This is a genomic window from Mycobacterium innocens, from assembly GCF_900566055.1.
In the GTDB taxonomy this organism is placed as follows: domain Bacteria; phylum Actinomycetota; class Actinomycetes; order Mycobacteriales; family Mycobacteriaceae; genus Mycobacterium; species Mycobacterium innocens.
In genome coordinates this window covers 42317-67776 of the sequence record NZ_UPHQ01000033.1, presented here as the reverse complement: position 1 = coordinate 67776, position 25460 = coordinate 42317, and the positions used below count along the sequence as shown (strand labels likewise).

At 65.2% G+C, this 25460-nt stretch carries 20 protein-coding genes and 1 pseudogene; 4 read left to right on the top strand and 17 right to left on the bottom strand.

The features are described 5' to 3' along the window. Positions 1-106: 106 nt before the first annotated feature. Complete coding sequence (locus tag EET03_RS03980) at positions 107-670, top strand: Gfo/Idh/MocA family oxidoreductase (RefSeq protein ID WP_082274585.1); 564 nt, start codon at positions 107-109, stop codon at positions 668-670. After that, positions 667-864: a hypothetical protein gene (locus EET03_RS03975; RefSeq protein WP_075542341.1), complete on the top strand. Its 198-nt coding sequence runs from the start codon at positions 667-669 to the stop codon at positions 862-864. The genes EET03_RS03980 and EET03_RS03975 overlap by 4 nt, the downstream gene beginning before the upstream one ends. A gap of 206 nt (positions 865-1070) precedes the next feature. Here the strand turns inward: EET03_RS03975 and EET03_RS03970 are convergent, their stop codons facing one another. The 8 genes from EET03_RS03970 to EET03_RS03935 form a co-directional block, all read right to left on the bottom strand. Then, positions 1071-2336, bottom strand: a complete 1266-nt coding sequence (locus EET03_RS03970; RefSeq protein WP_425271498.1) for an NAD(P)/FAD-dependent oxidoreductase — start codon at positions 2334-2336, stop codon at positions 1071-1073. A gap of 18 nt (positions 2337-2354) precedes the next feature. Continuing rightward, complete coding sequence (locus EET03_RS03965; protein WP_208648989.1) at positions 2355-3179, bottom strand: mycofactocin-coupled SDR family oxidoreductase; 825 nt, start codon at positions 3177-3179, stop codon at positions 2355-2357. A 179-nt stretch (positions 3180-3358) separates the two neighbouring features. Continuing rightward, a complete protein-coding gene (locus EET03_RS03960) occupies positions 3359-4159 on the bottom strand; it encodes an SHOCT domain-containing protein (RefSeq protein ID WP_075542340.1) in 801 nt (266 codons plus the stop codon). A 163-nt stretch (positions 4160-4322) separates the two neighbouring features. After that, the gene (gene tuf / locus EET03_RS03955; protein WP_063469927.1) at positions 4323-5513 is read right to left on the bottom strand and encodes an elongation factor Tu; all 1191 of its coding nucleotides are present in this window, start codon (positions 5511-5513) and stop codon (positions 4323-4325) included. 99 nt (positions 5514-5612) lie between these two features. Continuing rightward, positions 5613-7718, bottom strand: a complete 2106-nt coding sequence (fusA, locus tag EET03_RS03950) for an elongation factor G (protein WP_082274583.1) — start codon at positions 7716-7718, stop codon at positions 5613-5615. Positions 7719-7803: 85 nt separating this feature from the next. After that, the gene (gene rpsG, locus EET03_RS03945; RefSeq protein ID WP_003403456.1) at positions 7804-8274 is read right to left on the bottom strand and encodes a 30S ribosomal protein S7; all 471 of its coding nucleotides are present in this window, start codon (positions 8272-8274) and stop codon (positions 7804-7806) included. Then, a complete protein-coding gene (gene rpsL, locus EET03_RS03940; RefSeq protein ID WP_007167812.1) occupies positions 8274-8648 on the bottom strand; it encodes a 30S ribosomal protein S12 in 375 nt (124 codons plus the stop codon). Before rpsL ends, rpsG begins: the two co-directional genes overlap by 1 nt. Before the next feature lie 342 nt (positions 8649-8990). After that, the gene (locus EET03_RS03935) at positions 8991-9638 is read right to left on the bottom strand and encodes a TetR/AcrR family transcriptional regulator (RefSeq protein WP_023370874.1); all 648 of its coding nucleotides are present in this window, start codon (positions 9636-9638) and stop codon (positions 8991-8993) included. 250 nt (positions 9639-9888) lie between these two features. On the opposite strand from EET03_RS03935, the gene EET03_RS03930 reads away from it, so the two are divergent. Continuing rightward, the gene (locus EET03_RS03930; RefSeq protein WP_075542339.1) at positions 9889-10284 is read left to right on the top strand and encodes a DUF3060 domain-containing protein; all 396 of its coding nucleotides are present in this window, start codon (positions 9889-9891) and stop codon (positions 10282-10284) included. Positions 10285-10299: 15 nt separating this feature from the next. Then, complete coding sequence (locus tag EET03_RS03925; RefSeq protein WP_075542338.1) at positions 10300-10782, top strand: DUF3060 domain-containing protein; 483 nt, start codon at positions 10300-10302, stop codon at positions 10780-10782. 19 nt (positions 10783-10801) lie between these two features. Here the strand turns inward: EET03_RS03925 and EET03_RS03920 are convergent, their stop codons facing one another. From EET03_RS03920 to rpoB, 9 genes and pseudogenes are all read right to left on the bottom strand, one after another. Then, the gene (locus EET03_RS03920) at positions 10802-11566 is read right to left on the bottom strand and encodes a crotonase/enoyl-CoA hydratase family protein (protein ID WP_063469923.1); all 765 of its coding nucleotides are present in this window, start codon (positions 11564-11566) and stop codon (positions 10802-10804) included. Then, the gene (locus EET03_RS03915; RefSeq protein WP_099194323.1) at positions 11563-12294 is read right to left on the bottom strand and encodes a PaaX family transcriptional regulator C-terminal domain-containing protein; all 732 of its coding nucleotides are present in this window, start codon (positions 12292-12294) and stop codon (positions 11563-11565) included. Before EET03_RS03915 ends, EET03_RS03920 begins: the two co-directional genes overlap by 4 nt. A 16-nt stretch (positions 12295-12310) precedes the next feature. Beyond that, on the bottom strand, positions 12311-13249 hold the full coding sequence (locus tag EET03_RS03910) for a crotonase/enoyl-CoA hydratase family protein (RefSeq protein ID WP_075542336.1): 939 nt from the start codon (positions 13247-13249) through the stop codon (positions 12311-12313). Continuing rightward, a complete protein-coding gene (locus tag EET03_RS03905; RefSeq protein ID WP_075542335.1) occupies positions 13246-14874 on the bottom strand; it encodes an acyl-CoA dehydrogenase family protein in 1629 nt (542 codons plus the stop codon). Before EET03_RS03905 ends, EET03_RS03910 begins: the two co-directional genes overlap by 4 nt. Positions 14875-14927: 53 nt before the next feature. Next, a complete protein-coding gene (locus EET03_RS03900) occupies positions 14928-15773 on the bottom strand; it encodes an extracellular catalytic domain type 1 short-chain-length polyhydroxyalkanoate depolymerase (RefSeq protein ID WP_063469919.1) in 846 nt (281 codons plus the stop codon). A gap of 54 nt (positions 15774-15827) precedes the next feature. Further along, entirely contained in the window at positions 15828-16583 is a 756-nt protein-coding gene (locus tag EET03_RS03895; protein ID WP_075542334.1) for a deoxyribonuclease IV, read from the bottom strand. A gap of 100 nt (positions 16584-16683) precedes the next feature. Beyond that, positions 16684-17541, bottom strand: a pseudogene (locus tag EET03_RS03890) (type IV toxin-antitoxin system AbiEi family antitoxin domain-containing protein); the annotation flags it as partial. A gap of 119 nt (positions 17542-17660) precedes the next feature. Next, on the bottom strand, positions 17661-21623 hold the full coding sequence (locus EET03_RS03885) for a DNA-directed RNA polymerase subunit beta' (RefSeq protein WP_075542333.1): 3963 nt from the start codon (positions 21621-21623) through the stop codon (positions 17661-17663). Between the two features lie 44 nt (positions 21624-21667). Further along, positions 21668-25189: a DNA-directed RNA polymerase subunit beta gene (gene rpoB / locus EET03_RS03880; protein ID WP_122508727.1), complete on the bottom strand. Its 3522-nt coding sequence runs from the start codon at positions 25187-25189 to the stop codon at positions 21668-21670. Between the last annotated feature and the right edge of the window lie 271 nt (positions 25190-25460).

The window sequence follows — 25460 nt, the reverse complement described above, 5'->3', positions numbered from 1 at the left end:
TCGTCCAGATGCGGGCGGATCAACAACAAACGGGCGGCGACCGGATCGGAGTCCACAGCAGGCAGCGTCATACCACAAGTGTGGACAAACCAAACACAAAAACCTAATTAATTACTGCGCGAGTCCTTACGGCGCCTGCTACGTCCCGTCGCTGCCGGAACTGACCGATTCGTTCGAGTTGGTCGGCATACTGGCCGCCGGCAGCGAGCGTTCCGCACGGCTCGCCGCGCGGCGACATGTTCCACTCTGGACAAGCGTCGCGGAAGTTCCCGACGAGGCGCGGGCCGCCATCGTCGCGCTTCCGCCGCCAATCGCGGCAATGGTGACCGCACAGCTGCTGCGCCGCGGTGTCCACGTCCTGATGGAGCACCCGGTGCGCGCCGACCTACTCCGGGAACTGCGTCAAGAAGCCTTGTCGGCGAAGGTAATTCATGCCGTCAACTGCCACTTCGGGGAGTTGGGCCCGGCGCGCGCGTTCGTCGGCGAATGCCGTCGGGGCCGTGCGTCGAACCCGCCGACGTATGCCTCTGTCGTTACCGCGCCCCGATCGGCGTATGCCACATTCGATCTGCTGGGTCGGGCATTGGGCTCACTGGCCGGGTCGGCACTGGAGCGCGAAGTGGCGCCGAGCGCTACACCGGAACACCCGTTCACGAGCTTCCGCGGGTGATCGCCGGCGTGCCGGTACGCGTGCAATGCAGCCATGACGTCGGCGTCGTCGACGACGGGGGCGACAGCCCCGTACCGCAGCGCATCGAAATCGGATTCCCAGAAGGCAGTCTGCTGCTGCACTCATACGCCGGCCCGGTCATCTGGCTGGAGAAGTTCCGAATGCAGTTGCGTAACACCACGATTCCGCTATAGCGGACGCACGCACCGGAGATTACGGCGTTTCGGGATTGATGGACGAGCGTGTGCAGGCGAACAGTCGAGCGTTACGGGAATTCCGTCAGGAAATCGACACCGGAAACCAGCCGGTCCACCAGACGACCGAATGGCTGACCGCCGTGGCAGAGCTCGCAACGGCCACGCGGACTCGTCAGACCCGTCAGACCCTCGCTGAATGAGCCTCAACCGGATTCGGGTGATTCCAGCACTTCGGAGATGGGCGCGCCGGCGGCGATCTTGGAGCGCACCTTCATCACCTTGCCCGGCATCGCGCCACCCACGACACCGACCAGCACACCATCGCGCTCGTAGTAGGCCAGGAACCTTCGGCCGTCGTCCTCGACGAGGTGGACGATATCGGTGGCGTGCGGCTCACCCAGGCACTGGATCTTGACGTCATACTGGTCGCTCCAGAAGTACGGGACAACCACGTTGGACGGTGCTTCGCGGCCCAGCATCGCCGGCACCACAACCCGGGCCTGGTCGGCAACATTGCTCCAATGTTCCACGCGCACTTGGTGTCCCATCGGATCGCGCCAAGAGGCGACATCACCGAGCGCCCATACGTTGGGCGCACTGGTGCGTCCGGCTTCATCACAGATCACGCCGTTGTCGACTTTGACGCCGCTGCCGTCGAGCCAGCCGGTCGCCGGATGCGACCCGATGCCGACAACCACCAGGTCGGCCTGCAGTTCCGTACCGTCGGTCAGGACCACCGTGTCGACATGACCGTCACCGCGAACCTCGGCCACTCCCATACCGGTACGCACGTCGACGCCCTCGTCCCGATGCATGCGGGCGACCAGCTGACCGATCTGCTCGCCCAGCACCGATGCCAGCGGCGTCGGCTGCGGCTCGACCAGCACTACCGCCACACCCAGACCGCGCAGGCTGGCCGCCACCTCGCAGCCGATAAAGCCGCCCCCGACGACGACGGCGCGGGTGGCGGCCGACGCGTGGGTGCGCAACGCCATGCACTCGTCGTACGACCGCAGCACCCGAATGCCCTCGATGTCCGGGAACGTCGGAATACGCCGCGGCACTAGGCCGGTCGCGATGACCAGCTCGTCGTAGCCCAACACGGTTCCGTCGGCCAGGGTCAGTGTCTGCGCGACGGTGTCGAGGCCGGTGGCCGCCGACCCCAGGCGAAGCGTGATGTCCTTCTCGTCGTACCACTCACGCGGTTTGAGGGCGACGTCGTCGACCTCCTTGCGCAGCACTTCCTTGGACAATGGCGGCCGGTCGTAGGGGAGGTGGACCTCGTCGCTGACGATCGTGAGGCGACCCGCGTAGCCGGCCCGGCGCAGTTGCTCGGCGGTCCGTGCTGCGGCCAGTCCCCCACCGACGATCACGATCCCCTTATCAGAACCGGAGCCAGCCCCGGAGTCCGGGCTGGTGTCCGAGCCCGTGTCTACTTCGTTTACGCCTTCGCTACTGGTCACCTGCAGTTCATACACGATCGCGCGTCAATACTTCAAGGCGCCCTTGTCGACGGGTATCTGCGTTCCGGTCAGCGCGCCCGAGCCGTCGCCGGCCAACCACACGACTACGTCGGAGACCTCATCTGGTGTCATGAATCCTTTGGGCTGCAACGGCATTGGCGGGAAGCTGTGCACATAGCCGGCATGCTCGGCAAATATCTGCATCATCACTTGGGGCTCGATCATCGGGCTGTCGACCGAATACGGGTGGATGGAGTTGACCCGGATACCGAATTCGCCGAGCTCGAGCGCCAGCGTGTTGGTCAACGCAACCAATCCGTGCTTGCTCGCCGCGTAGTGTCCGTTACCCGGCGTGGCCTTCAACCCCGCCGCAGAGCTGACCACCACGATCGACCCGCCGTTGCCCGCCTCGATCATGGCCGGCACCGCAGCGCGCAGCGTCTGCCAGGTGCCGGTGAGGTTGACCCCAACGACGGTGTCCCACTGCTCATCGGTGAGTTCCCAGAGCCGCCCCCAGCCCAGCACCCCGGCATTGGCCACCAGGATGTCCAGTCGGCCGAAAGCCTCGATGCCATCGGCCACCAGCCGCTGCAGCGCCGCGCCGTCGCGGACATCGGCCTCGCGCGCCAGCACCTTGCGGCCCTCCGCCTCCACCGCGCGGACGGTGTCGTTGAGGTCCTCCGGCGTGGCCGCGGGGTAGGTGAGACAGTCCGACGCCGGCGCACAGATGTCCAGCGCGATGATGTCGGCCCCCTCCCGGGCCAGCCGCACCGCGTGCGACCGTCCCTGAGCGCGGGCAGCTCCGGTGACGAATGCGACCCGTCCCTGTAGTGATCCAGCCACGTGCACCCCTTCCGCCGCCTGTCAGGCTAGCAGCGGAATTGGAACGTGTTCTAACACCTGGCTTCACGGGTGCGCGCCGGGGCCGGCAGGGCGCAGTAGGCACACACCGAAAGCCCCACTCGAGCAAGCTGGACGGCCGTTCGGATCGCCGCTAGCGGATCCAACGAGCCCGGCGACTGGCCCGCTCAGATCTCCGCGATGATCTGCGCGCGCCGGCTGGCATACTCCTGATCGTTCACCACGCCACTGGCCCGCAGCGACTCCAGCTCCTGCAGCCGCTCGGCGATCGACGCCTGCGAGGCGGCCGGCTGGGACCCCGGTGCCTGCTGCTCGGCCGCCCGTCGTACCACCGCTTGGATCTGCTGACGCAACGCCGGATTCGACCGGATGTCGACCATTCGGTTGAGTGGAATGCCATTGGCCTTCAGGATCTGCAGGATCTCCATCAACGGGCCGGCCTGCCCGCTCAAGTCGTAGGTCCGGTTGTCCTCGGCCAGGGTGAACTGCGCCGGGAGCAGGCCGTTGACCAGAGCGCTGCGCTCCCAGTCGATCAGGTATTGCTGGGTGGTCGGATCGACCAGGACGACAAGCTTGCGCGCGGTCAGGTTGCCGAGCCGGGTCACGCTGGCGATGACCCGGTCTTCGCTGTCGAACGGCACGATGCCGGGTCCGGCGATATGCAGGTGCACCTTGACCACCGGTTGGTCATTGATCCTGGTCCCGGTTTCGGTGAGGCCGGTTATTTGCGCGAGCGCCAACACACCGTGCTGCTCGAGTTCGGCCGTCTTGGCCGCCGTCTTGGCGCCCCAGTTGGTCAATGCCAGCGCGATCAGCACATCTGCCGCGGTGATCAGGAGACCGACATAGAACATCCATGACAGCAGGCTGCCCAGGCCCAGCGTGAAATAGACGATCAGGAAGATCGGCCCGACCAGACCACCGCACAACAGCACCAACACCTGCATCTTGATATAGCGCGCCAGCATGTGCCTGCTCCTCGCTTCACGGTTGGGTCGTGTCAGATTTGCGCGCATGCTCGGCTACCGATCACATACTGCGCCGCGGGCCCGGTCGCTTGCCGAGGGCAACAAGCACCAGGCCCGGATTGCCGTGATCGGCAATCCGGGCCTGGTGATGAACCGGTTAGCGCTACTTGATGATCTTGGTGACCCGGCCGGCGCCGACGGTACGGCCGCCTTCACGGATCGCGAACCGAAGACCTTCGTCCATGGCCACGGGCTGGATCAGCTTCACCGAGATGTTGGTGTTGTCACCGGGCATCACCATCTCGGTGCCCTCCGGCAGCGTCACCACACCGGTCACGTCGGTGGTACGGAAGTAGAACTGCGGACGGTAGTTGTTGAAGAACGGCGTGTGCCGGCCGCCCTCGTCCTTGGAAAGGATGTAGACCTGGCCCTCGAACTCGGTGTGCGGGGTGGTGGTGCCGGGCTTGATGACGACCTGGCCGCGCTCGACATCCTCACGCTTGACGCCACGCAGCAGCAGCCCGACATTGTCACCGGCCTGCCCTTGGTCGAGCAGCTTGCGGAACATCTCCACACCGGTGACCGTGGTCTTGGTGGTCGTCGGGCGGATGCCGACGATCTCGACTTCCTCGTTGACGTTGACCACGCCGCGCTCCACACGACCGGTGACCACGGTGCCGCGGCCGGTGATCGTGAAGACGTCCTCGACGGGCATCAGGAACGGCTTATCGGTCTCACGGACCGGGTCGGGGATCGACTCGTCGACCGCATCCATCAGCTGCTCCACCGACTCCACCCACTTGGGGTCACCCTCGAGAGCCTTCAGTGCCGAGACCCGCACTACCGGGGCGTCCTCGTCGAACTCCTGGGCGGCCAGCAGCTCGCGGACCTCCATCTCGACGAGCTCGAGCAGCTCCTCGTCGTCGACGGCGTCGGCCTTGTTCAGCGCGACCAAGATGTAGGGCACACCCACCTGACGCGCGAGCAGCACGTGCTCACGGGTCTGCGGCATCGGGCCGTCCGTGGCGGCGACCACCAGGATCGCGCCGTCCATCTGGGCGGCGCCGGTGATCATGTTCTTGATGTAGTCGGCGTGGCCGGGCGCGTCGACGTGTGCATAGTGCCGCTTCTCGGTCTGGTACTCCACGTGCGCGATGTTGATGGTGATACCGCGCTGACGCTCCTCAGGCGCGTTGTCGATCTGGTCGAACGCCTTCGACTCGTTCAGGTCCGGGAACTTGTCGTGCAGGACCTTGGTGATAGCCGCGGTCAGGGTGGTCTTGCCGTGGTCAACGTGACCGATGGTCCCGATGTTGACGTGGGGCTTGGTCCGCTGGAACTTCGCCTTCGCCACTGTTGTGTCCTCCTGGACTGTTGGTGCTTATAAAAGCAGTGTTGATGTTTTCAGTTATGCCGCCGTGGTAACCGAGCTAGCTTACGCGCAACGCTCGGCTCACTCGCCCGTCGCCTTCGCGATGATCTCCTTCGACACCTGAGCCGGCACTTCGGCGTAGGAATCGAACACCATCGAGTAGTTCGCCCGGCCTTGTGTCTTGGACCGCAGGTCGCCGACGTAGCCGAACATCTCCGACAGCGGCACGTGCGCCTTGACTACGCGCGAACCGCCCCGCTCCTCCATGGCCTGAATTTGACCACGACGGGAGTTCAAATCGCCGATCACATCGCCCATGTAGGTTTCGGGCGTGGTGACCTCGACGGCCATAATCGGCTCCAGGATGACCGGCTGCGCCTGTGCCGCCGCCTTCTTCAGCGCCTGCGAACCGGCGATTTTGAAGGCCATTTCCGACGAGTCGACATCGTGATAAGCGCCGTCGAGCAGCGTGACCTTCAGATTGACCAGCGGGTAGCCGGCCAACACGCCGTATTGCATTGCGTCTTGCGCGCCGGCGTCCACCGAGGGGATGTACTCACGCGGGATGCGCCCACCGGTGACCTTGTTCTCGAACTCGTAGGTGGCGCCGTCTTCGCCGGTAAACGGCTCGAGTTTGATGATCACCTTGGCGAACTGGCCCGATCCGCCGGTCTGCTTCTTGTGCGTGTACTCGACGGTGTCCACCACGCGGCGAATGGTCTCCTTGTAGGCCACCTGCGGCTTACCGACGTTGGCCTCGACCTTGAATTCCCGGCGCATGCGGTCCACCAGGATATCCAGGTGCAGCTCGCCCATGCCGCCGATCACGGTCTGGCCGGTTTCTTGATCCAGATGCACCTTGAAGGTGGGGTCCTCCTCGGCGAGCTTCTGGATCGACAGGCTCAGTTTCTCCTGGTCGCTCTTGGTCTTGGGCTCGATGGCCACCTCGATCACCGGCGCAGGGAAGGTCATCGACTCCAGCACGATCTGCTTGTTCGGGTCGCACAGGGTGTCACCGGTGGTGGTGTCCTTGAGGCCGATCACCGCATAGATGTGGCCCGCGCTGGCTCGTTCGACAGGGTTTTCTTTGTTGGAATGCATCTGGAACAGCTTGCCCAGCCGCTCCTTTTTACCCTTGGTGGCATTGATGACCTGGCTGCCCGACTCGACGGTGCCCGAGTACACCCGGATGTAGGTGAGCTTGCCGAAGAACGGGTGCGTAGCGATCTTGAAAGCAAGCGCAGCGAACGGCTCGTCGGTGGTTGGGTTGCGCACCACCTCCTCGTCCTCCTTGCCAGGCGCGTGCCCGACGGCGGGCGGAACGTCCAGCGGCGACGGCAGGTAATCCACCACGGCGTCGAGCATCGGCTGCACGCCCTTGTTCTTGAAGGCGCTGCCGCACAGTACCGGGTAGATCTCACTGGCGATCGTCAGCTTGCGGATCCCGGCCTTGATCTCCGCGACGGTGAGTTCCTCGCCGCCGAGGTACTTTTCCAATAACTCCTCGTCGGCCTCTGCGACGGTCTCGATTAGCTTGGTGCGGTATTCCTCCGCCTTTTCGGCAAGATCGGCCGGAATTTCGACGGTGTCGTAGGTCTCGCCTAGTTTGGTTTCACCGCGCCACACCTTGGCGTTCATCTCGACCAGGTCCACGACGCCTTCGAAGTCGGCCTCCGCGCCGATGGGCAGCTGGATCGGGATAGCCTTGGCCCCCAGCCGCTCCTCCATCGTGCGCACCGAAAAATAGAAATCGGCGCCGATCTTGTCCATCTTGTTGACGAAGCAGATGCGCGGCACGTCGTATTTGTCGGCTTGGCGCCAGACTTGCTCGGACTGCGGCTCGACGCCCTCTTTCCCGTCGAAAACGGCGACTGCCCCGTCGAGCACCCGCAGATTGCGCTCCACCTCGACGGTGAAGTCGACGTGTCCCGGCGTGTCAATGATATTGAGCTGGTTGTCTTTCCAGAACGTCGTCGTCGCAGCAGAGGTGATGGTGATACCGCGCTCCTGCTCCTGCTCCATCCAGTCCATCGTCGCGGCGCCGTCATGCACCTCACCGATCTTGTAGTTGATGCCGGTGTAGTACAGGATTCGCTCGGTCGTCGTGGTTTTGCCAGCATCGATGTGTGCCATGATGCCGAAGTTGCGGACCCTGCTCAGGTCAGTTAGCACGTCCTTCTGTGCCACAGAAGTCTTCCCACTCTTTCGGTTGCGTAGTTAGGTCGCGTTAGGTCGCTGTCCGTTGCGCCCGGCCGCTTTTCGCCGGCGGCTCTCACCAGCGATAATGCGCAAAGGCGCGGTTCGCCTCGGCCATCTTGTGGGTGTCCTCACGCCGCTTGACAGAGGCCCCGAGGCCGTTGCTGGCATCCAGAATCTCGTTTGCCAACCGTTCGATCATCGTCTTCTCCCGGCGTTGCCGCGAGTAGCCGACGAGCCAGCGCAGCGCGAGCGTGGTCGACCGGTCCGGGCGCACCTCGACCGGCACCTGGTAGGTCGCACCACCCACGCGGCGGCTGCGGACCTCCAAGGCCGGTTTGACGTTGTCGAGAGCGCGCTTGAGGGTGATAACGGGATCGGTGCCGGTTTTGTCGCGGGCTTGTTCGAGCGCTCCATAAACAATGCGCTCGGCGAGCGATTTCTTCCCCTTCAGCAGAACCTTGTTCACCAGTTGGGTGACCAGCTGCGACCCGTACACCGGGTCGTTGACCAACGGACGCTTGGGCGCCGGCCCCTTGCGCGGCATCAGCTCTTCTCCTTCTTGGCGCCGTAACGGCTGCGAGCCTGCTTGCGGTTCTTCACTCCCTGGGTGTCGAGCGAACCGCGGATGATTTTGTACCGCACACCGGGCAGGTCCTTCACCCGGCCGCCACGCACCAGCACCATCGAGTGCTCCTGCAGGTTGTGGCCCTCGCCGGGGATGTACGCCGTGACCTCAACCTGACTCGTCAGCTTCACCCGCGCGACCTTGCGAAGCGCCGAGTTCGGCTTCTTCGGAGTGGTGGTGTACACCCGAGTGCACACGCCACGGCGCTGCGGGCTGCCCTTGAGGGCCGCGGTCTTGACCTTGGCGATCTTGTCCCGACGACCCTTTCGGACCAGCTGCTGAATGGTTGGCATCTACCGGCTTTCTGTGTCGCTGTCTGAGGGTCCGGCTCCGGTCCCCGTATCGTTATCCAGTCCTTGTACTGCAGTTATGCCCTGCCTCGGAGTCAACGCCGTATAAACGCCGTACCCCGCTGCCGGGTGTGTCGCATGCGGTTGGCCTCCGAACTCAACCCGCCTCGTCCATGACATCTCGGTGACATCATGGACATGCAAATTGGCCCGGCATCCACGCCCTCAAGTCGGGCGCTGTAGGCCGCCAGGCACGAGCAACCACAATACCGCTCGCCGGTCAGGCAGGTCAAAGTGGTGCCCGAACCAAGCGGAGATCCATTACCCGGGCGTCCCCAATCAGCGTTAGGCCTGCTTGGCACCGTGCTCCGCGGTGCGCTTTTCCATCCCCGCCGCCAGGCGCAACACCATGTCGGAGAACACCGCGTCGGTATCGATCTCATCCATCACGCCGGTCATTTCCAGCAGCACAAACCCGTGTAGCGCCGACCAGAACTCCAGCGCCGCGTAAAAGGCCTCTTCGCCTTCCAGGCCGTAGGAGGACAGCACAGCGATCACCGGCGCGGCGGCACTTCTGGTCGCCGCGGCGTAGTCGGGATCGTCCCCGCCCAACGGCATCCGGGTGAATGCCGAGTACCGACCCGGATGATGGTGGGCATAGCTGCGGTACGCACCGGCCATCACCAATACCGCGTCATCGCGGGCACGCCCCTCGCCGACCCTGTTCAGCATCGTGATGATGTCGTCGATCACCCGAACCCGCACCGCGCGGCGCAGGTCCTCGAGGCTGTCCACGTGGTTGTACAGCGACGGCCCTTTGGTCCCCAGTTGGGTCGCCAACGCGTTGATGGTCAGCGAATCCCAGCCCTCCCGGTCCAGGAAAGTCAGGGCACCCTCGACGATGGAATCTCGGCTCAACTTGGCCGGCCGCGCCGCGGCTTTCACAGCGCGCTGTCGACCAGCCGTTGACGGCGGTTCCGGCGAAGCTGCCATGACGATCGTCCTTCAATTGCTCCACGTGCGAATGACGGTGGGTCATCGCCGCTGCGGTTGTGGGAGGTCAACGGTGGGTCAACTAATGACTCTAGTTGACTCGACCGTGGATCGACCGCGTCAGATGCGGGCGCGGCGGGGTGTCAACCAAATGCGCTCAGCGCTGTCGTCGGGCAGGAAACTACACCTAGGCTAGGTGCACACACCTCGATCGAGCACCGATCACGCGCCCAACGGAGGGGGGCCCGCAGTGAAATGGACAACCGCCGCCGCGTCACTGGCCAGCTGCGTCGTCACCATCGTCACCATCGTCACCATGGCCGTCACGTCACTCGCGCTACCGCCGGCCGCGCACGCGAAAAACGGCGACACCCATATCACCGGCGAGGGCCTCGAGCAGGTCTTGGACTGCAACGATGCCACCCTGTTGGTCAACGGCACCGCCAACATCATCACTGCGAAGGGAACGTGCTGGGCGGTGACGGTGATGGGCTCGTCCAACACCGTCGTTGCCGACACGGTGATCAACGACATCACCGTCTACGGTTGGGATCAGACGGTGTTCTTCAAGAACGGCGATCCGTTCATCTGGGATCGCGGCCGCGAACTGGGTATGGTCAACCGGCTCCAGCGAGTGGGCCCCTAAGGAATCGAGGAGCCTATGCGCGCTCATGTCCCCACCTCGCGGCTGTCCGCGATAGCTCTGACACTGGCCCTCGGTGCAACGGCCACCGGGCTGGCCGGCTGCAGCTCGACGGCCAATCCCCCGCCGGCCACCAGCAGCTCCGGAAAGCCCACAACCGCGACGAGCAGCGGAACGGCGGCGCCGTCCACGTCCAACGGGCCCCCGACGACCGCGTCGATCGAGATCGGCAACATGCTGAACTACGGATCGATCGGGACCACCGCCACCCTGGACTGCGCCGACGGCAAGTCACTGAATGTCGCCGGCTCGGAAAATACCCTCACCGTCAACGGCACCTGCTCGACGGTGACCATCGGCGGCACCAACAACAAGATCACCTTCGACAAGGTCGACCAGCAGCTGAGCGTGCTGGGACTCAACAACACCATCACCTACAAGAACGGTGACCCGCAAGTCGACAACATCGGATCGGGCAACACCATCAACAAGGGCGGCTGACCAGCCGCCGCCGTTCAGCTCACGCCGGCGCGCCGTGGCGGCCGGCACCTCCCGCGAAGCGTGCGGCCCCCGTCGAGGCCTCTGCCGCCACCCGGGAGATGCTGGCGAATTCCAGATCGACCGCCGCCGACTCCGGCAGTCCCCATTGGTGCAGCGCCGACAACCGATCCGACCGCAGACACTGCTGAGGTAGGGCGGCCAATTCGGCCGCCAACGCCTCGGCCGCCTGCCTCGCCTGCCCCTTGGGCACCACCCGATTGGCCAGTCCCATCGCCAGCGCCTCATCGGCCGCCACCGCCCGGCCGGTAAGGATCATGTCCATCGCCCGGCTGTGCCCGATCAGCCGCGGCAATCGCACCGTGCCGCCGTCGATCAGCGGTACTCCCCAGCGACGGCAGAACACCCCGAACACGGCATCCTCCTCGGCCACTCGCAGGTCACACCACAACGCCAATTCCAGACCACCGGCTACGGCGTAGCCACTGACAGCGGCGATCACCGGTTTGGACAGCACCATTCGCGACGGGCCCATCGGACCCGGGCCCGTGCGGTGCACGGCATTGGCCTCCGCTGTGCCGAAAGCCTTCAAATCGGCTCCGGCGCAGAAGGTTCCGCCGTTGCCGCACAACACCGCCACCGCAGCCGCGTCGTCACGGTCGAACTGCTCGAACGCCGAGTAGAGCGCGGCGGCCGTCGGGCCGTTGACCGCGTTGCGTGCCTCCGGCCGGTTGATGATCACCGTGGTCACCGGACCGGTGTGCTCCACATGCACCAGATCGCTCATGTCGCCTCCAGGAGTTGGGATGTGTCAAGGCGTTTCGCCAGCTCGGTGGCGAAGTCGTGGTATGCCTCGCGCAGCCGGGTCCCCGGCCAGTGAGCGGGCAGCAGTTCGGCGGGCAGCATCGGGTCGGTCAGCAGCTGACGGACCATGGCGGCGGCCACCACGAAGCGACCGGGAATGTCTGCGGCGTGGGTCAGTTGGGCCATTTCGTCGAGTAGGTGCTGGCCAGCGTCGACCCACTCGGGGAGATCCCATAGTCGCGCCGCCAACTCAGCGGGCGCCTCATCGCGCGTTGTCAACACCCGTACCCGGGCACGCATGTCAGGGGCCAGTTCCAGCTCGAGGTTGTCGGGACGAAGCCATACCCCTTCACGCAGTTCACCGAACCGCTTTTCCTGCAGTGTATTTCGCAATGCGGCGCGGGTGCGGGCGTCATCGCCGACACTGATGACGACGATCATGTGCCAGTAGCCGTGCCAGGCCCGTACCGGCGGACGCATGGCCTCATCCTGGCGCCGCTGGCGGGCCAGCAACCGATCCGAAAGCCGATACCCGTCGGCGGACCGGACCAGATCGCCGGCGCTCACCATGCGGGTCAGCGCCACCCGCAACGCCGTTTCCTTGATACCGAAATCGGCTGTAAGCCTGATTAATTCGCTGGCGCTGGCCCACGCGGGATGCGCGCCGAGCAGCACGCTGAGCACCACTGACCGGGCGGTCATGCGCGCCAGCGATTTCGACATGAAGCTACACTCCGGACGCTTTCCGGCCGTAGTCCCCGAACCGCTCGTCGCGGTGTTTCACCGCATCCCGGAAGCCGTGCTCGACCGCGTCGGCGACGAAGGCGTGTCCCTCGGGCGTGTGCCGGGCAATACCGTCGAACACCGTGCTGACCATCCTGCTGGTGGCCACACCCTGTTGCAGCAGAGCCGAATTGAGCGCCAGCTTGATCATGACCAGCTGATTGACCGGCAAGGCGGCAATCCGCTGCACCAGCCGCTCGGTGCGTTCGTCGAGGTCTTTCGGATCCGGCGCCTCGACGGCGAGGCCCCATTCGGCCGCTTGGGCGCCGGTGATGCAATCGCCGGTGAACAGCAGGCGTTTGGCACGCTGGTCGCCGAGCCGGTGTGCCCACAAGCCAGCCGCGGGTACACCCCAGACTCGGGTCGGCGGGTAGCCGATCTTGGCGTCGGCGGCGGCGATCACCTGATCGGCGTGCAGCGCGATGTCGGTGCCGCCGGCCACGCAGTAGCCATGGATCTTGACCACCGTCGGCTTGTCGGCATGCATCAGGCTGGAGAACCCGCGCACGAACCGGCTCATCATCTGGTAGTCGATCATCGGGTCCCAGGGCTGGTTGGGCAGGTGGTTGACGGCCTGGGTCTTACCATCCAGCACCGTGCCCTGGTATGCGCCGGTGCCGCCCGCCGAGCCGGTGCCGTCCGCGTAAGCGGACAGGTCGAAGCCGGCGCAGAAACCGTCGCCGCGTCCCGAGACCAGAATGACGTGCACGTTGGGATCGAGGTCGGCTCGCTCCACCAGCACCGACAACTCCAGCGGGGTATCCGCGACGATCGCGTTGCCCTTCTCGGGCCGGTTGAACGTGATCCGCGCTACCCGATCGGTGACCTCGTAGGTCATCGTTTTCAGATTGTCGAAATCGACCGGTCGGATCGCGTCTGTCATCCCTTGACTAAAGCACGTTCGAGGATGGGCGCCAGATCCAGTCCGGTCGGCAGGGTGCCGAAGGCCCCGCCCCACTGGCCGCCGAGCCGGGTGGCCAGGAACGCCTCGGCGACGGCCGGATGCCCGTGGCGCGCCAGCAGCGACCCCTGCAGCGCCAGGCAGATGTCCTCGGCTATCTTGCGGGCCCTGTATGGGATGGTGTCCAGATCGCTCAGCTGTTCCCGCAGCCGCTCGACATGGCCGTCCAGCCGGGCATCTTGTCCCGCGCTCTGCGCCAGGTCGTCGAACAGCACCTCGACGCATTCGGGCCGAGTGGCCATGGCGCGCAACGTGTCCAGTGCGCTGACATTGCCCGATCCCTCCCAGATGCCCATCAGCGGCGCCTCCCGGTACAGCCGGGGCATGCCGGAGTCCTCGACATAGCCGTTGCCGCCCAGGCATTCCAGCGCTTCGGCGGCGTGTGGGGTGGAGCGCTTGCATACCCAGTACTTGCTGGCCGCGAGGCCGATGCGGCGCAGCAGCGCTTCTTTCTGGTCGCCGCGTGCGGCGTTGTCGGTGGCCCCGGCCATCCGCATCGCGACGATGGTGGCGGCCTCGGCTTCGACCGCCAGATCGGCCAGTACGTTGCGCATCAGCGGCTGGTCGATCAGGTAGGCGCCGAACGCCTTTCGGTGCTGGGCGTGGTGGATTGCCCGGGTCAGACCGGTACGCATGCTGGTGGCGCTGCCCAGGGTGCAGTCCAGCCGGGTGAGGTTGACCATTTCGATGATGGTGGGGACTCCGCGGCCCTCCTCGCCGACCAGCCACGCGATGGCGCCGTCGTATTCGACCTCGCTGGAGGCGTTGGCGTGGTTGCCGAGCTTGTCCTTGAGGCGCTGCAAAAACATCCGGTTGCGGGTGCCGTCGGGCAGGATCCGCGGCAGCATGAAGCAGGACAACCCCTTTGGGGCCTGCGCGAGCACCAGAAAGATGTCGCACATCGGCGCGGAGGTGAACCACTTGTGGCCGGTCAGGCTATAGGTGCCATCAGCATTCGGGGTCGCCTCGGTGGTGCCGGCGCGCACGTCGGAGCCGCCCTGCTTCTCGGTCATCGACATGCCCGCGGTGATACCGCGTTTCGTGGTGGCGAGCTTGAGCTCCGGATCGTACTCGCGGCTGGTCAGCAGCGGCTCGTAAACGCTGGCCAGCTCGGGGTTGTGGCGCAGTGCCGGCACGATGGCGTAGGTCATCGAGATCGGACAGATGTGGCCGGGTTCGACGGTCCACACGGACGTCTTGGCGGCGCGCACCACGTGGGCTCCCGGCCGGTCGTCGGCCCAGGGGGCGGCGTGCAGCCCGTGGGCGATCGCGGTGCGCATCAGTTCGTGGTAAGCCGGGTCGTATTCGACCTCGTCGATGCGGTGGCCCACACGGTCATGGGTGTGCAGGACGGGCCGGTTGCGATCAGCCAGCTCACCCCAGCGCTGGGCTTCGTGGCCGCCGGAGATCGCCCCGAGCTCGTTCACCTCGTCCAGCCCCCACTGTCCACCCTCGCGGATCAGCGCTTCGACAAGCATCGGAGAGGTAGCGGGATTGTGGTTCTCCAGCGGCGGGACCTGATTGGTGACGACATGGGTGTCTGGCATGCCACCAATATTACATTTTCCCAACAACCGTACAAGTGGTGTAATAGTCTTGCTCAGCGGGGATGGGCGGCGAAGAACTCCCACAACATTTCGGTGGCCACCGATGGCCACTCATGGCCGCCGTCGTCAACGGTGACCAGCACCACGCTGCGGTTGTTCGGGCATGCGGCGTTCGACGTGGTAATCCGACCACTGGTCGTGGTGGCAGGGCGGACACATTGATCAACATTGCGCCAGAACGCATTCAGCTCCTCGACTGGGGGCCCGTCGATCTGGGCGAAGCCGGCCCCCGGCCCGCCGAAGTAGCGGACAAGCGGATCCCCGGTGCCGTGAATATGCATGACCGACACCGGATGCGGGGATGCGCACGGGTCCAGTTGCGTTCCCGAAACCGGGCCGATCGCGGCGAAGATCCCGGTGTTGCACGCCAGGGTATAGGCCATGATGGCACCGTTGCTCATCCCGGTGGCGTAGATCCTGGCCGGGTCGATGGGCACGTTCGCGGCGACGTCGGTAACCGCCGTGCTGACAAAGGCGACGTCGTCGACGCCTTCGCGTGCGGACCGGCCGCAGCAGCCGCCGCCGTTGGCGTTCCACGCTCTGTTCAGACCGTCGGGGTAGGCGACGACGAACTTCTCTGAATCGGCCAATTCGTCCCAGTCGTAAGATCTTTCAGCCTGTCGGGCGCTGCCGAAACCACCGTGCAGCATGACGACCAGCGGTGCCGACGAGGGCAGTCCCGCAGGCTTATAGAGCCGGTAGGAGCGCTGGACTCCGCCGACGTCGATGGTGTGGAAGCTGGTGCCGTTTCCGAAGCCGGCGGGCGGCGGCGCCGGAGCGTGCGCGCAGCCAACGAGCATCCCCACGACGCCCAGCAGGGTGACGAACCGGCGAACCATAGGTTAACGGTAGGCCCGTGACGCTTCCGTAACGAGCTTTAATGAGCCATGAAATCAGCCGTTGACTTTTTCCCGCAGGAACGCGATGTCGTCCTTGCGGCCCTCGTCGGCAGTTTCGCAGATCACCGGGGCATCGGCGGCCTTGACCACCGCGACGAGGTGGTCGGGATCGATCCGACCGTTGCCGATATTGGCGTGCCGGTCGGCACCTGACCCGGCGGCGTCCCGCGAGTCGTTGCAGTGCACCAGGTCGATGCGGCCAGTCAGGGCCTTGATCCGGTCGACCGCGTCGATCAGCTGCTCACCCGCGGCCCACGCGTGGCAGGTGTCCAGGCAGAAGCCGATTCCCTTGTCGCCGATACGATCCCACAGTCTGCCGATGGTGTCGAAGTAACGGGCCATCGCGTGGTCGCCGCCCGCGGTGTTTTCCAGGTACACCTGCACGTCTGTTTCGAGGTAATCCAGCGCCTTGACCCACCGCTCGAAGCCGGCCTCCATGTCGTTGTCGTCGGCGTGGCCGCCGTGCACGATCACCGCCGTGGCGTTGATTGCCGCGGCTGCGTCGCAGGTGTCCTGCAGGATCTTGCGCGACGGGATGCGGATGCGGTTGTTGGCCGATGCGACGTTGATCAGATACGGCGCGTGGACGTACAGCGGAATGGTCGACGCCTTCAGCGTCTCGGCGTCGTCCCGCGGCTTGGGCTTCTTCCAGCTCTGCGGGTTGCCGAGGAAGAATTGCACCACGTCAGCGCCGTCGGCCTGGGCGGCGGCCAGGGGATCGTCCGAGTGGACATGGGAACCTATCAGCACCCGGCCCAGTGTAATGGGCCGCCTTTCTGTGGCGAGCAGTCGCAAAAGTCCCCGACACGCCGGGCGTGGGGGCGCTTTTGCGACTGCTCGCCGCGCTACGCAGGTGGTAGTTGATTCGGTCCGCGAGACCCACGGGGTCGCCGCGGATGTCGTCGACCGTCATGGGGATACTGGTCCAGCCGCATTCCTGCAGCCGTGCGGTTTTCAGCCGGTCATGTACCAGGGCGTCGCGGCCGACGTGCCACTGGATGCTGTCGTACTCGGCGACGACCATCGCATCCGGCCATGCGAAGTCGACGCGCCAGACTTTGCCGTAGCGGTCCACGATGGCGTACTGCAGCTGCGGCATCGGTAATCTGCCGTCGACAAACACCAGCCGCGCCTCGCTCTCCATAGGGGACTCGGCACGACCGTCGGCGTAGCCGATCAACTCCCGGACGCTGACAATGCCGCGGCGGCCTCGGTGTTCGCGGATTACCGCGTCCAGTTCCGCTCTGGTGCACGCACCGACGTGCAGGGCCGCATCGAGGGTCGCCAACGCGCGGGGCCGGCGCAATACCCGCGCGACTTCGATCACCGTCCACGCCGGCGCTGTCGCAAGTCGGCCTGCTACCCGTCGCAATGGTGCACCGGTTCGTTGATGCACCATCAGGCCCGCCGACGGGCGCATCCGTATCCCTGGATCAAGAATGTGAACCCGCGACGTGTTCTCGGTGTCGAAGCCATACAGCGCGGCCGCGGTTCCCATACAGGCGACTATCGGCTTGCCCGCAAAAAGATCCAGGGCAGCCAGCTTTCCCAATACGTCGAGTTCGCTCGTCGCATAGACACCATGGCATACCCGAATCAGCTTCCCCGCGTTGACCAATCCGGCCAGGCGTTTGCGGCTGATGACGGCGAGCAGTTGTTGGGTGGTGGCCAAACCCCCGTTAGCTGCGATCAATTCGTCGACGGGCATGCACCGATGCTGTCCTGGGCCGGCCGGGAGCGAAAGTCAGCGCTGTGCATAGCTGCCGAGCAGACGTAAAAGCCCCCGACACGCCAGGCGTGCGGGGGCTTTTACGTCTGCTCGCGAAACTACCGGTAGTCGCTGTAGCCGTAGTCGTCCAGCGGAACCGCGGCTCCGGTGGCCTGGCCGAAGTCCGGGCTGTAGTACTGATCCTCGTACGACGGGATCGTGTACGCCGCCGCTCGGGCCTCCTCGGTCGGCTGCACCGCGATGTTGCGGTAACGGTTGATACCGGTACCGGCCGGGATCAGCTTGCCGATGATCACGTTCTCCTTCAGACCGTTGAGCTTGTCGCTGCGGCAGTTGATCGCCGCATCGGTCAGCACGCGCGTGGTCTCCTGGAACGACGCCGCACTCAGCCACGAGTCGGTGGCCAGCGACGCCTTGGTGATACCCATCAGCACCGGGCGACCGGCGGCGGGCTCGCCGCCCTCGGCCACCACCCGGCGGTTCTCCGCCTCGAACTCGGCACGGTCGATCAACGAACCGGGCAGGAACTCCGTCGAGCCCGAATCGATGATGGTGACCCGGCGCAGCATCTGGCGAACGATCACCTCGATGTGCTTGTCGTGGATCGACACACCCTGCGCGCGGTAGACCTCCTGGACCTCGCGGACCAGGTGGATCTGCACCTCGCGCGGTCCCTGCACACGCAACACCTCGTGCGGGTCGGCCGAGCCTTCCATCAGCTGCTGGCCCACCTCGACGTGATCGCCATCGGCGAGCACCCGTTCGGAACCATCCTCGTGCTTGAACACCCGCAGCCGTTGCCGCTTGGAGAGCTTGTCGTACACGACCTCCTCGCTGCCGTCGTCGGGCACGATGGTGATCTTGTAGAAACGCTCACCGTCTTCCAGCCGGACCCGGCCGGTGACGTCGGCGATCGGCGCCTTGCCGCGTGGCACGCGGGCCTCGAACAGCTCCTGCACCCGCGGCAGACCGCCGGTGATGTCCTCACCGACACCACCCTGGTGGAAGGTGCGCATGGTCAACTGGGTGCCCGGCTCACCGATGGACTGGGCGGCCACAATGCCGACCGCTTCACCGATGTCGACCAGCTTGCCGGTGGCCATCGAGCGCCCATAACACGTCGCGCACACGCCGGTGCCGGTGGTGCAGGTCAGCACCGAACGCACCTTCACCTGCGTGATCCCCGCGGCCAGCAGCGTATCGATCTCCGGGTCACCCAAATCCTCGCCGCGCGCGACCACCACGTTGCCCGCCTCGTCGACCGCGTCGATACCCAAAGTCCTTGCGTAGGCCGAGGTTTCGATGTACGGGTCGCGGATCAGCGTGGCCTGCCCATCAACCCCGGGCTGACGCTCGGCCAGCTCGACGACGATGCCGCGCTCGGTGCCGCAGTCGTGCTCGCGCACGATGACATCCTGGGACACGTCCACCAGACGACGGGTCAGGTAGCCCGAGTCGGCGGTACGCAACGCGGTGTCGGCCAAGCCCTTTCGAGCACCGTGGGTGTTGATGAAGTACTCCAGCACGGTCAGGCCCTCACGGAACGACGACTTGACCGGACGCGGGATGAACTCACCCTTGGGGTTGGTCACCAGACCCTTCATCCCGGCCAGCGTCCGGGTCTGGGTGAAGTTACCCGTGGCACCAGAGTCGACGATGGTGATGATCGGGTTGTCGCTGGGATAGTGCTCCCGCAGCGCCTGGCCCACCTCGTCGGTGGCTTCCTTCCAGATTTCCACCAAGGCCTCGTTGCGTTCGTCGTGGTTCAAAGCGCCACGCTGGAACTGCTTTTCGACCTTGTCGGCGCGATCCTCGTAGCGGTCGAGGATCTCCTTCTTGCGGGGCGGAACCAGCACGTCGGCCATCGAGACCGTGACACCGCTTCGGGTTGCCCAGTAGAACCCGGCGTCCTTGAGCTTGTCGACGGTCTGCGCCACCACAATCATCGGGTAGCGCTCGGCCAGGTCGTTGATGATGGCGGCCTGAACCTTCTTGTGCATCTGCTTGTTCACGAACGGATAGCCCGGCGGCAGCAACTCGTTGAACAGCACGCGGCCCAGCGTTGTCTCGGCAATCCAGGGCTCGCCCGGACGCCAGCCGTTGGCCCCGAACAGCTCGGCCTCGATCTCGGCCGACGGACGCAACTGGGTCAGCCGCACCTTGATCTTGGCCCGCACCGAGAGCACACCGCGGTCGGCCGCCATGATGGCTTCGGCCGGCGAGGAGTACACCCCCGTCTCGGGACGGTCGGCTGCGGCCGGCTGGTATTCGCCGGTGTCGCCGTCGACCTCGGTGGTCAAGTAGTACAACCCGGTCACCATGTCCAGACGCGGCATGGCCAACGGGCGACCGGAAGCCGGCGACAGGATGTTGTTGGACGACAGCATCAGGATGCGGGCTTCTGCCTGTGCCTCGGCGGACAGCGGCAGGTGCACGGCCATCTGGTCACCGTCGAAGTCGGCGTTGAACGCCTCACACACCAGCGGGTGCAGCTGAATCGCCTTGCCCTCGATCAGCATCGGCTCGAACGCCTGGATACCGAGCCGGTGCAGGGTGGGCGCCCGGTTCAGCAACACCGGGTGCTCGGCGATAACCTCCTCCAGCACATCCCACACCTGGGGACGCTGACGTTCAACCATCCGCTTGGCGCTCTTGATGTTCTGGGCGTGGTTGAGGTCGACCAGACGCTTCATCACGAACGGCTTGAACAGCTCCAGCGCCATCAGCTTGGGCAGACCGCACTGGTGCAGCTTGAGCTGCGGACCGACCACAATAACGGACCTGCCCGAGTAGTCGACACGCTTGCCGAGCAGGTTCTGCCGGAATCGGCCCTGCTTGCCCTTGAGCAGATCGCTCAGCGACTTGAGCGGACGGTTGCCCGGCCCGGTGACCGGTCGGCCGCGGCGGCCGTTGTCGAACAGCGCGTCGACCGACTCCTGCAGCATCCGCTTCTCGTTGTTGACGATGATCTCGGGTGCGCCGAGGTCGATCAGTCGCTTGAGCCGGTTGTTGCGGTTGATCACCCGGCGGTACAGGTCGTTGAGGTCGCTGGTGGCAAACCGGCCACCGTCGAGCTGCACCATCGGACGCAGCTCCGGCGGGATCACCGGGACGGCGTCGAGCACCATGCCCATCGGCGAGTTGCCGGACTGCTGGAAAGCGGCGACCACCTTCAGGCGCTTGAGGGCGCGCAGCTTCTTCTGCCCCTTGCCGCTTCGGATGACCTCACGCAGCGACTCGGCCTCGGCGTCGATGTCGAAGTTCTCGATGAGCTTCTGGATCGACTCCGCACCCATGGCGCCGGTGAAGTATTCGCCGTAGCGGTCCTGCAGCTCGCGGTAGAGGTTCTCATCGACGATCAGCTGCTTGGGCGCCAGCTTGGTGAAGGTGCTCCAGATGTCCTCCAGCCGGTCCAGCTCGCGCTGGGCACGGTCGCGGAGCTGGCGCATCTCGCGCTCGCCGCCATCGCGAACCTTGCGCCGGGCGTCGGCCTTGGCGCCCTCGGCCTCCAGCTGGGCCAGGTCGGCCTCCAGCTTTTGGGCACGCGCTTCCAAATCCGCGTCACGCTGGTCCTCAACGGCCTTGCGCTCCACCATCATTTCGGCCTCGAGCGTGGACAGCTCGTTGTGCCGCATCTCCTCGTCGACCGCGGTGATCACATAGGCGGCGAAGTAGATGATCTTCTCGAGGTCCTTGGGTGCCAGGTCCAGCAGGTAGCCCAGGCGCGACGGCACGCCCTTGAAGTACCAGATGTGGGTGACGGGTGCGGCCAACTCGATGTGGCCCATCCGTTCCCGGCGCACCTTGGCGCGGGTCACCTCGACACCGCAACGCTCGCAGATGATGCCCTTGAAGCGCACCCGCTTGTACTTGCCGCAGTAGCACTCCCAGTCGCGAGTCGGCCCGAAGATCTTCTCGCAGAACAAGCCATCCTTCTCCGGCTTGAGCGTGCGGTAGTTGATGGTCTCCGGCTTCTTGACCTCGCCGTAGGACCACTGCCGGATGTCCTCCGCGGTGGCCAGGCCGATGCGGAGTTCATCGAAGAAGTTGACGTCTAGCACGTAACTCCCTTTCCCCTTGCGGGTTTAGTTACTTCCAAGAAGGTTCAGGCCAAGTCCTCGACAGAGGCGGATTCGTTGCGGGACAAGTTGATTCCGAGATTCGCCGCCGCGCGCTCCAGGTCCTCGTCCTCGCCTTCGCGCAGCTCGATCGCCGCGCCGTCGGACGACAGCACCTCTACGTTGAGGCACAGCGACTGCAGCTCCTTGAGCAGCACCTTGAACGACTCGGGGATGCCCGGCTCGGGAATGTTCTCGCCCTTGACGATCGCTTCGTAGACCTTGACCCGGCCGACGGTGTCGTCGGACTTGATGGTCAACAGCTCCTGCAGCGTGTACGCCGCGCCGTAGGCCTGCATGGCCCAGCACTCCATCTCGCCGAACCGCTGGCCACCGAACTGCGCCTTACCGCCCAGCGGCTGCTGGGTGATCATCGAATACGGGCCGGTGGAGCGGGCGTGGATCTTGTCGTCCACCAGGTGGTGCAGCTTCATGATGTACATGTAGCCAACGGTCACCGGGTACGGGAACGGCTCGCCGCTACGGCCGTCGAAGAGGACCGCCTTGCCGTCGCCGTCGACCAGCACGTCGCCGTCACGGTTGGGCAATGTCGATGACAACAGCCCCTGCAGTTCGGCCTCCTGGGCGCCGTCGAACACCGGAGTCGACACGATCTGGTTCGGCTCGGCGCTGCGCAACGCCTCGGGCAGGTTGGCGGCCCAGTCGGGTGAACCCGCGATCTGCCACCCACTGTGCGCGCACCACCCCAGGTGGGTTTCCAGGATCTGGCCGATGTTCATCCGTCGCGGCACACCGTGGGTATTCAGGATGATGTCCACCGGGGTCCCGTCCGGAAGGAACGGCATGTCCTCTTGCGCCAGGATCTTGCCGATGACGCCCTTGTTGCCGTGCCGGCCGGCCAGCTTGTCGCCGTCGGAGATCTTGCGCTTTTGGGCCACGTAGACGCGGACCAGCTCGTTGACGCCGGCGGGAAGCTCGTCATCGTCCTCGCGGGAGAACACCCGGATGCCGATCACCTTGCCGGACTCGCCGTGCGGCACCTTCAGCGAGGTGTCGCGGACCTCACGGGCCTTTTCGCCGAAGATCGCCCGCAGCAGCCGCTCCTCGGGCGTCAGCTCCGTCTCCCCCTTCGGGGTGACCTTGCCGACCAGGATGTCGCCGTCGCGAACCTCCGCGCCGATGCGCACGATGCCGCGCTCATCCAGGTCCGCCAGCACCTCGTCGGAGACGTTCGGGATGTCCCGGGTGATCTCCTCGGCGCCCAGCTTGGTGTCGCGGGCGTCGATCTCGTGCTCCTCGATGTGGATCGAGGTGAGGATGTCCTCCTCGACGAGCCGGTTGGACAGGATGATGGCGTCCTCGTAGTTGTGGCCCTCCCATGGCATGATCGCCACCAGCAGGTTCTTGCCCAGCGCCATCTCGCCGTTCTGGGTACACGGACCGTCGGCGATGACCTGGCCGGCCTCCACCCGGTCTCCGGCGTCCACGATCGGAGACTGGTTGGCGCAGGTGCCGTGGTTGGAGCGGGCGAACTTGCGCATCCGGTAGGTGTGCCGGGTGCCGTCGTCGGCCATCACGGTGATGTAGTCGGCGGACACCTCCTCGATCACCCCCGACTTCTCGGCGACGACGACGTCGCCGGCGTCGATGGCCGCACGCAACTCCATGCCGGTGCCCACCAGCGGCGCCTCGCTGCGCACCAGCGGAACCGCCTGGCGCTGCATGTTGGCACCCATCAGAGCCCGGTTGGCGTCGTCGTGCTCGAGGAACGGGATCATGGCCGTGGCCACCGACACCATCTGGCGCGGCGAGACGTCCATGTAGTCCACCTCCGACGAGGCCACGTACTCGACCTCACCGGCCTTGCGGCGCACCAGCACGCGCGGCTCGACGAACCGGCCCTGAGCGTCGATCGGCGAGTTGGCCTGCGCCACGACGTGGCGGTCCTCCTCGTCGGCCGTCAAGTAGTGGATCTCATCGGTGACCAGCCCGTCGATCACCTTGCGGTACGGCGTCTCGATGAAGCCGAACGGGTTGACCCGTGCGTACACCGACAGCGAGCCGATCAGACCGATGTTGGGACCCTCCGGGGTCTCGATCGGGCACATCCGGCCGTAGTGCGACGGGTGCACGTCACGCACCTCCAGGCCGGCACGCTCACGGGACAGACCGCCCGGCCCCAGCGCGGAAAGCCGACGCTTGTGGGTCAGGCCCGACAGCGGGTTGTTCTGGTCCATGAACTGGGAGAGCTGGCTGGTGCCGAAGAACTCTTTGATGGCGGCGACCACCGGACGGATGTTGATCAGGGTCTGCGGCGTGATGGCCTCGACGTCCTGAGTGGTCATCCGTTCCCGGACCACCCGCTCCATCCTCGACATGCCGACCCTGATCTGGTTCTGGATCAGCTCGCCGACGGTACGCAACCGGCGGTTGCCGAAGTGGTCGATGTCGTCGGTTTCCACCGGCACCTCGACCCCGCCCGGTACGGTCATCGTGGCCTGGCCCTCGTGCAGGCGGACCAGATACTCGATGGTGGCCACGACGTCTTCTTCGGTCAGCGTCGTCGTGGTGATCGGATGATCGGTGTTCAGGCCCAGCTTCTTGTTGACCTTGTATCGGCCGACACGGGCCAGGTCGTAGCGCTTTTCCTTGAAGAACAGGTTCTCCAGCAGGGTCTGGGCGGACTCCTTGGTCGGCGGCTCGCCCGGGCGCAGCTTGCGGTAGATGTCCAGCAGCGCTTCGTCGGTGCCGGCGGTGTTGTCCTTTTCCAGCGTCGACATCATGATCTCGGAGAACCCGAACCGCTCGGTGATCCGCTCGCTGGTCCAGCCGAGGGCCTTGAGCAGCACGGTGACCGGCTGCCGGCGCTTGCGGTCGATGCGCACGCCGACGGTGTCACGCTTGTCGACGTCGAACTCCAGCCAGGCCCCCCGACTGGGGATCACCTTGACGCTGTGCAGCGTCTTGTCGGTGGACTTGTCGATGGTCTCGTCGAAGTAGACACCGGGCGACCGGACGAGTTGGCTGACCACCACGCGCTCGGTGCCGTTGATGATGAACGTGCCCTTCTCGGTCATCATCGGGAAATCACCCATGAACACCGTCTGGCTCTTGATCTCGCCGGTGTTGTTGTTGATGAATTCGGCCGTCACGAACAACGGGGCCGCGTAGGTCATGTCCTTGTCTTTGCACTCGTCGACCGGTGCCTTGACCTCGTCGAAGCGGGGGTCGGAGAAAGACAGCGACATCGACCCGGAGAAGTCCTCGATCGGCGAGAGCTCGTCGAGCACCTCTTCCAGGCCGCCGATCGGGTTCATCCCACGTGCGCCCTCGCCTCGGGCGATAGCGGAGTCCCGCCAGCGCTGGGAGCCGATCAGCCACTCGAACGAGTCGGTCTGCACGTCAAGCAGCCCCGGAACCTCCAGCGGTTCGCGGAGCTTGGCGAAGGAAACCCGATTAGGCGCTCCGGGCACGGAGCTGTTTGAAGAACTTTGCGGGCGACTCTGAGCGGGACTAGCGTCTGTTTTGCTTTGGCGGAAATCAGCCAAGATGCGTCCTTCCAGCACCTCGTGCGACTACCTGGAGCCGGCGGTCACCGGACCTGTTCGCCGCAGATAATTGTGTCGGTTAGGCCGGCGAACGAACTGTCCGGATCTCACGCACGCAACCAAACAACTGAGCCGGAAACTGGGCTCAGGCTTAGACCACGATGTCAAGTGGCGGGTGAGGTGGGCAGGAGGTAGCCAGCGCAACGTCCTACACTAGCGCAGGACGGCGCATTCCTCAAATAGCTACCGATATGTGTCCCCGGGAAGCGGC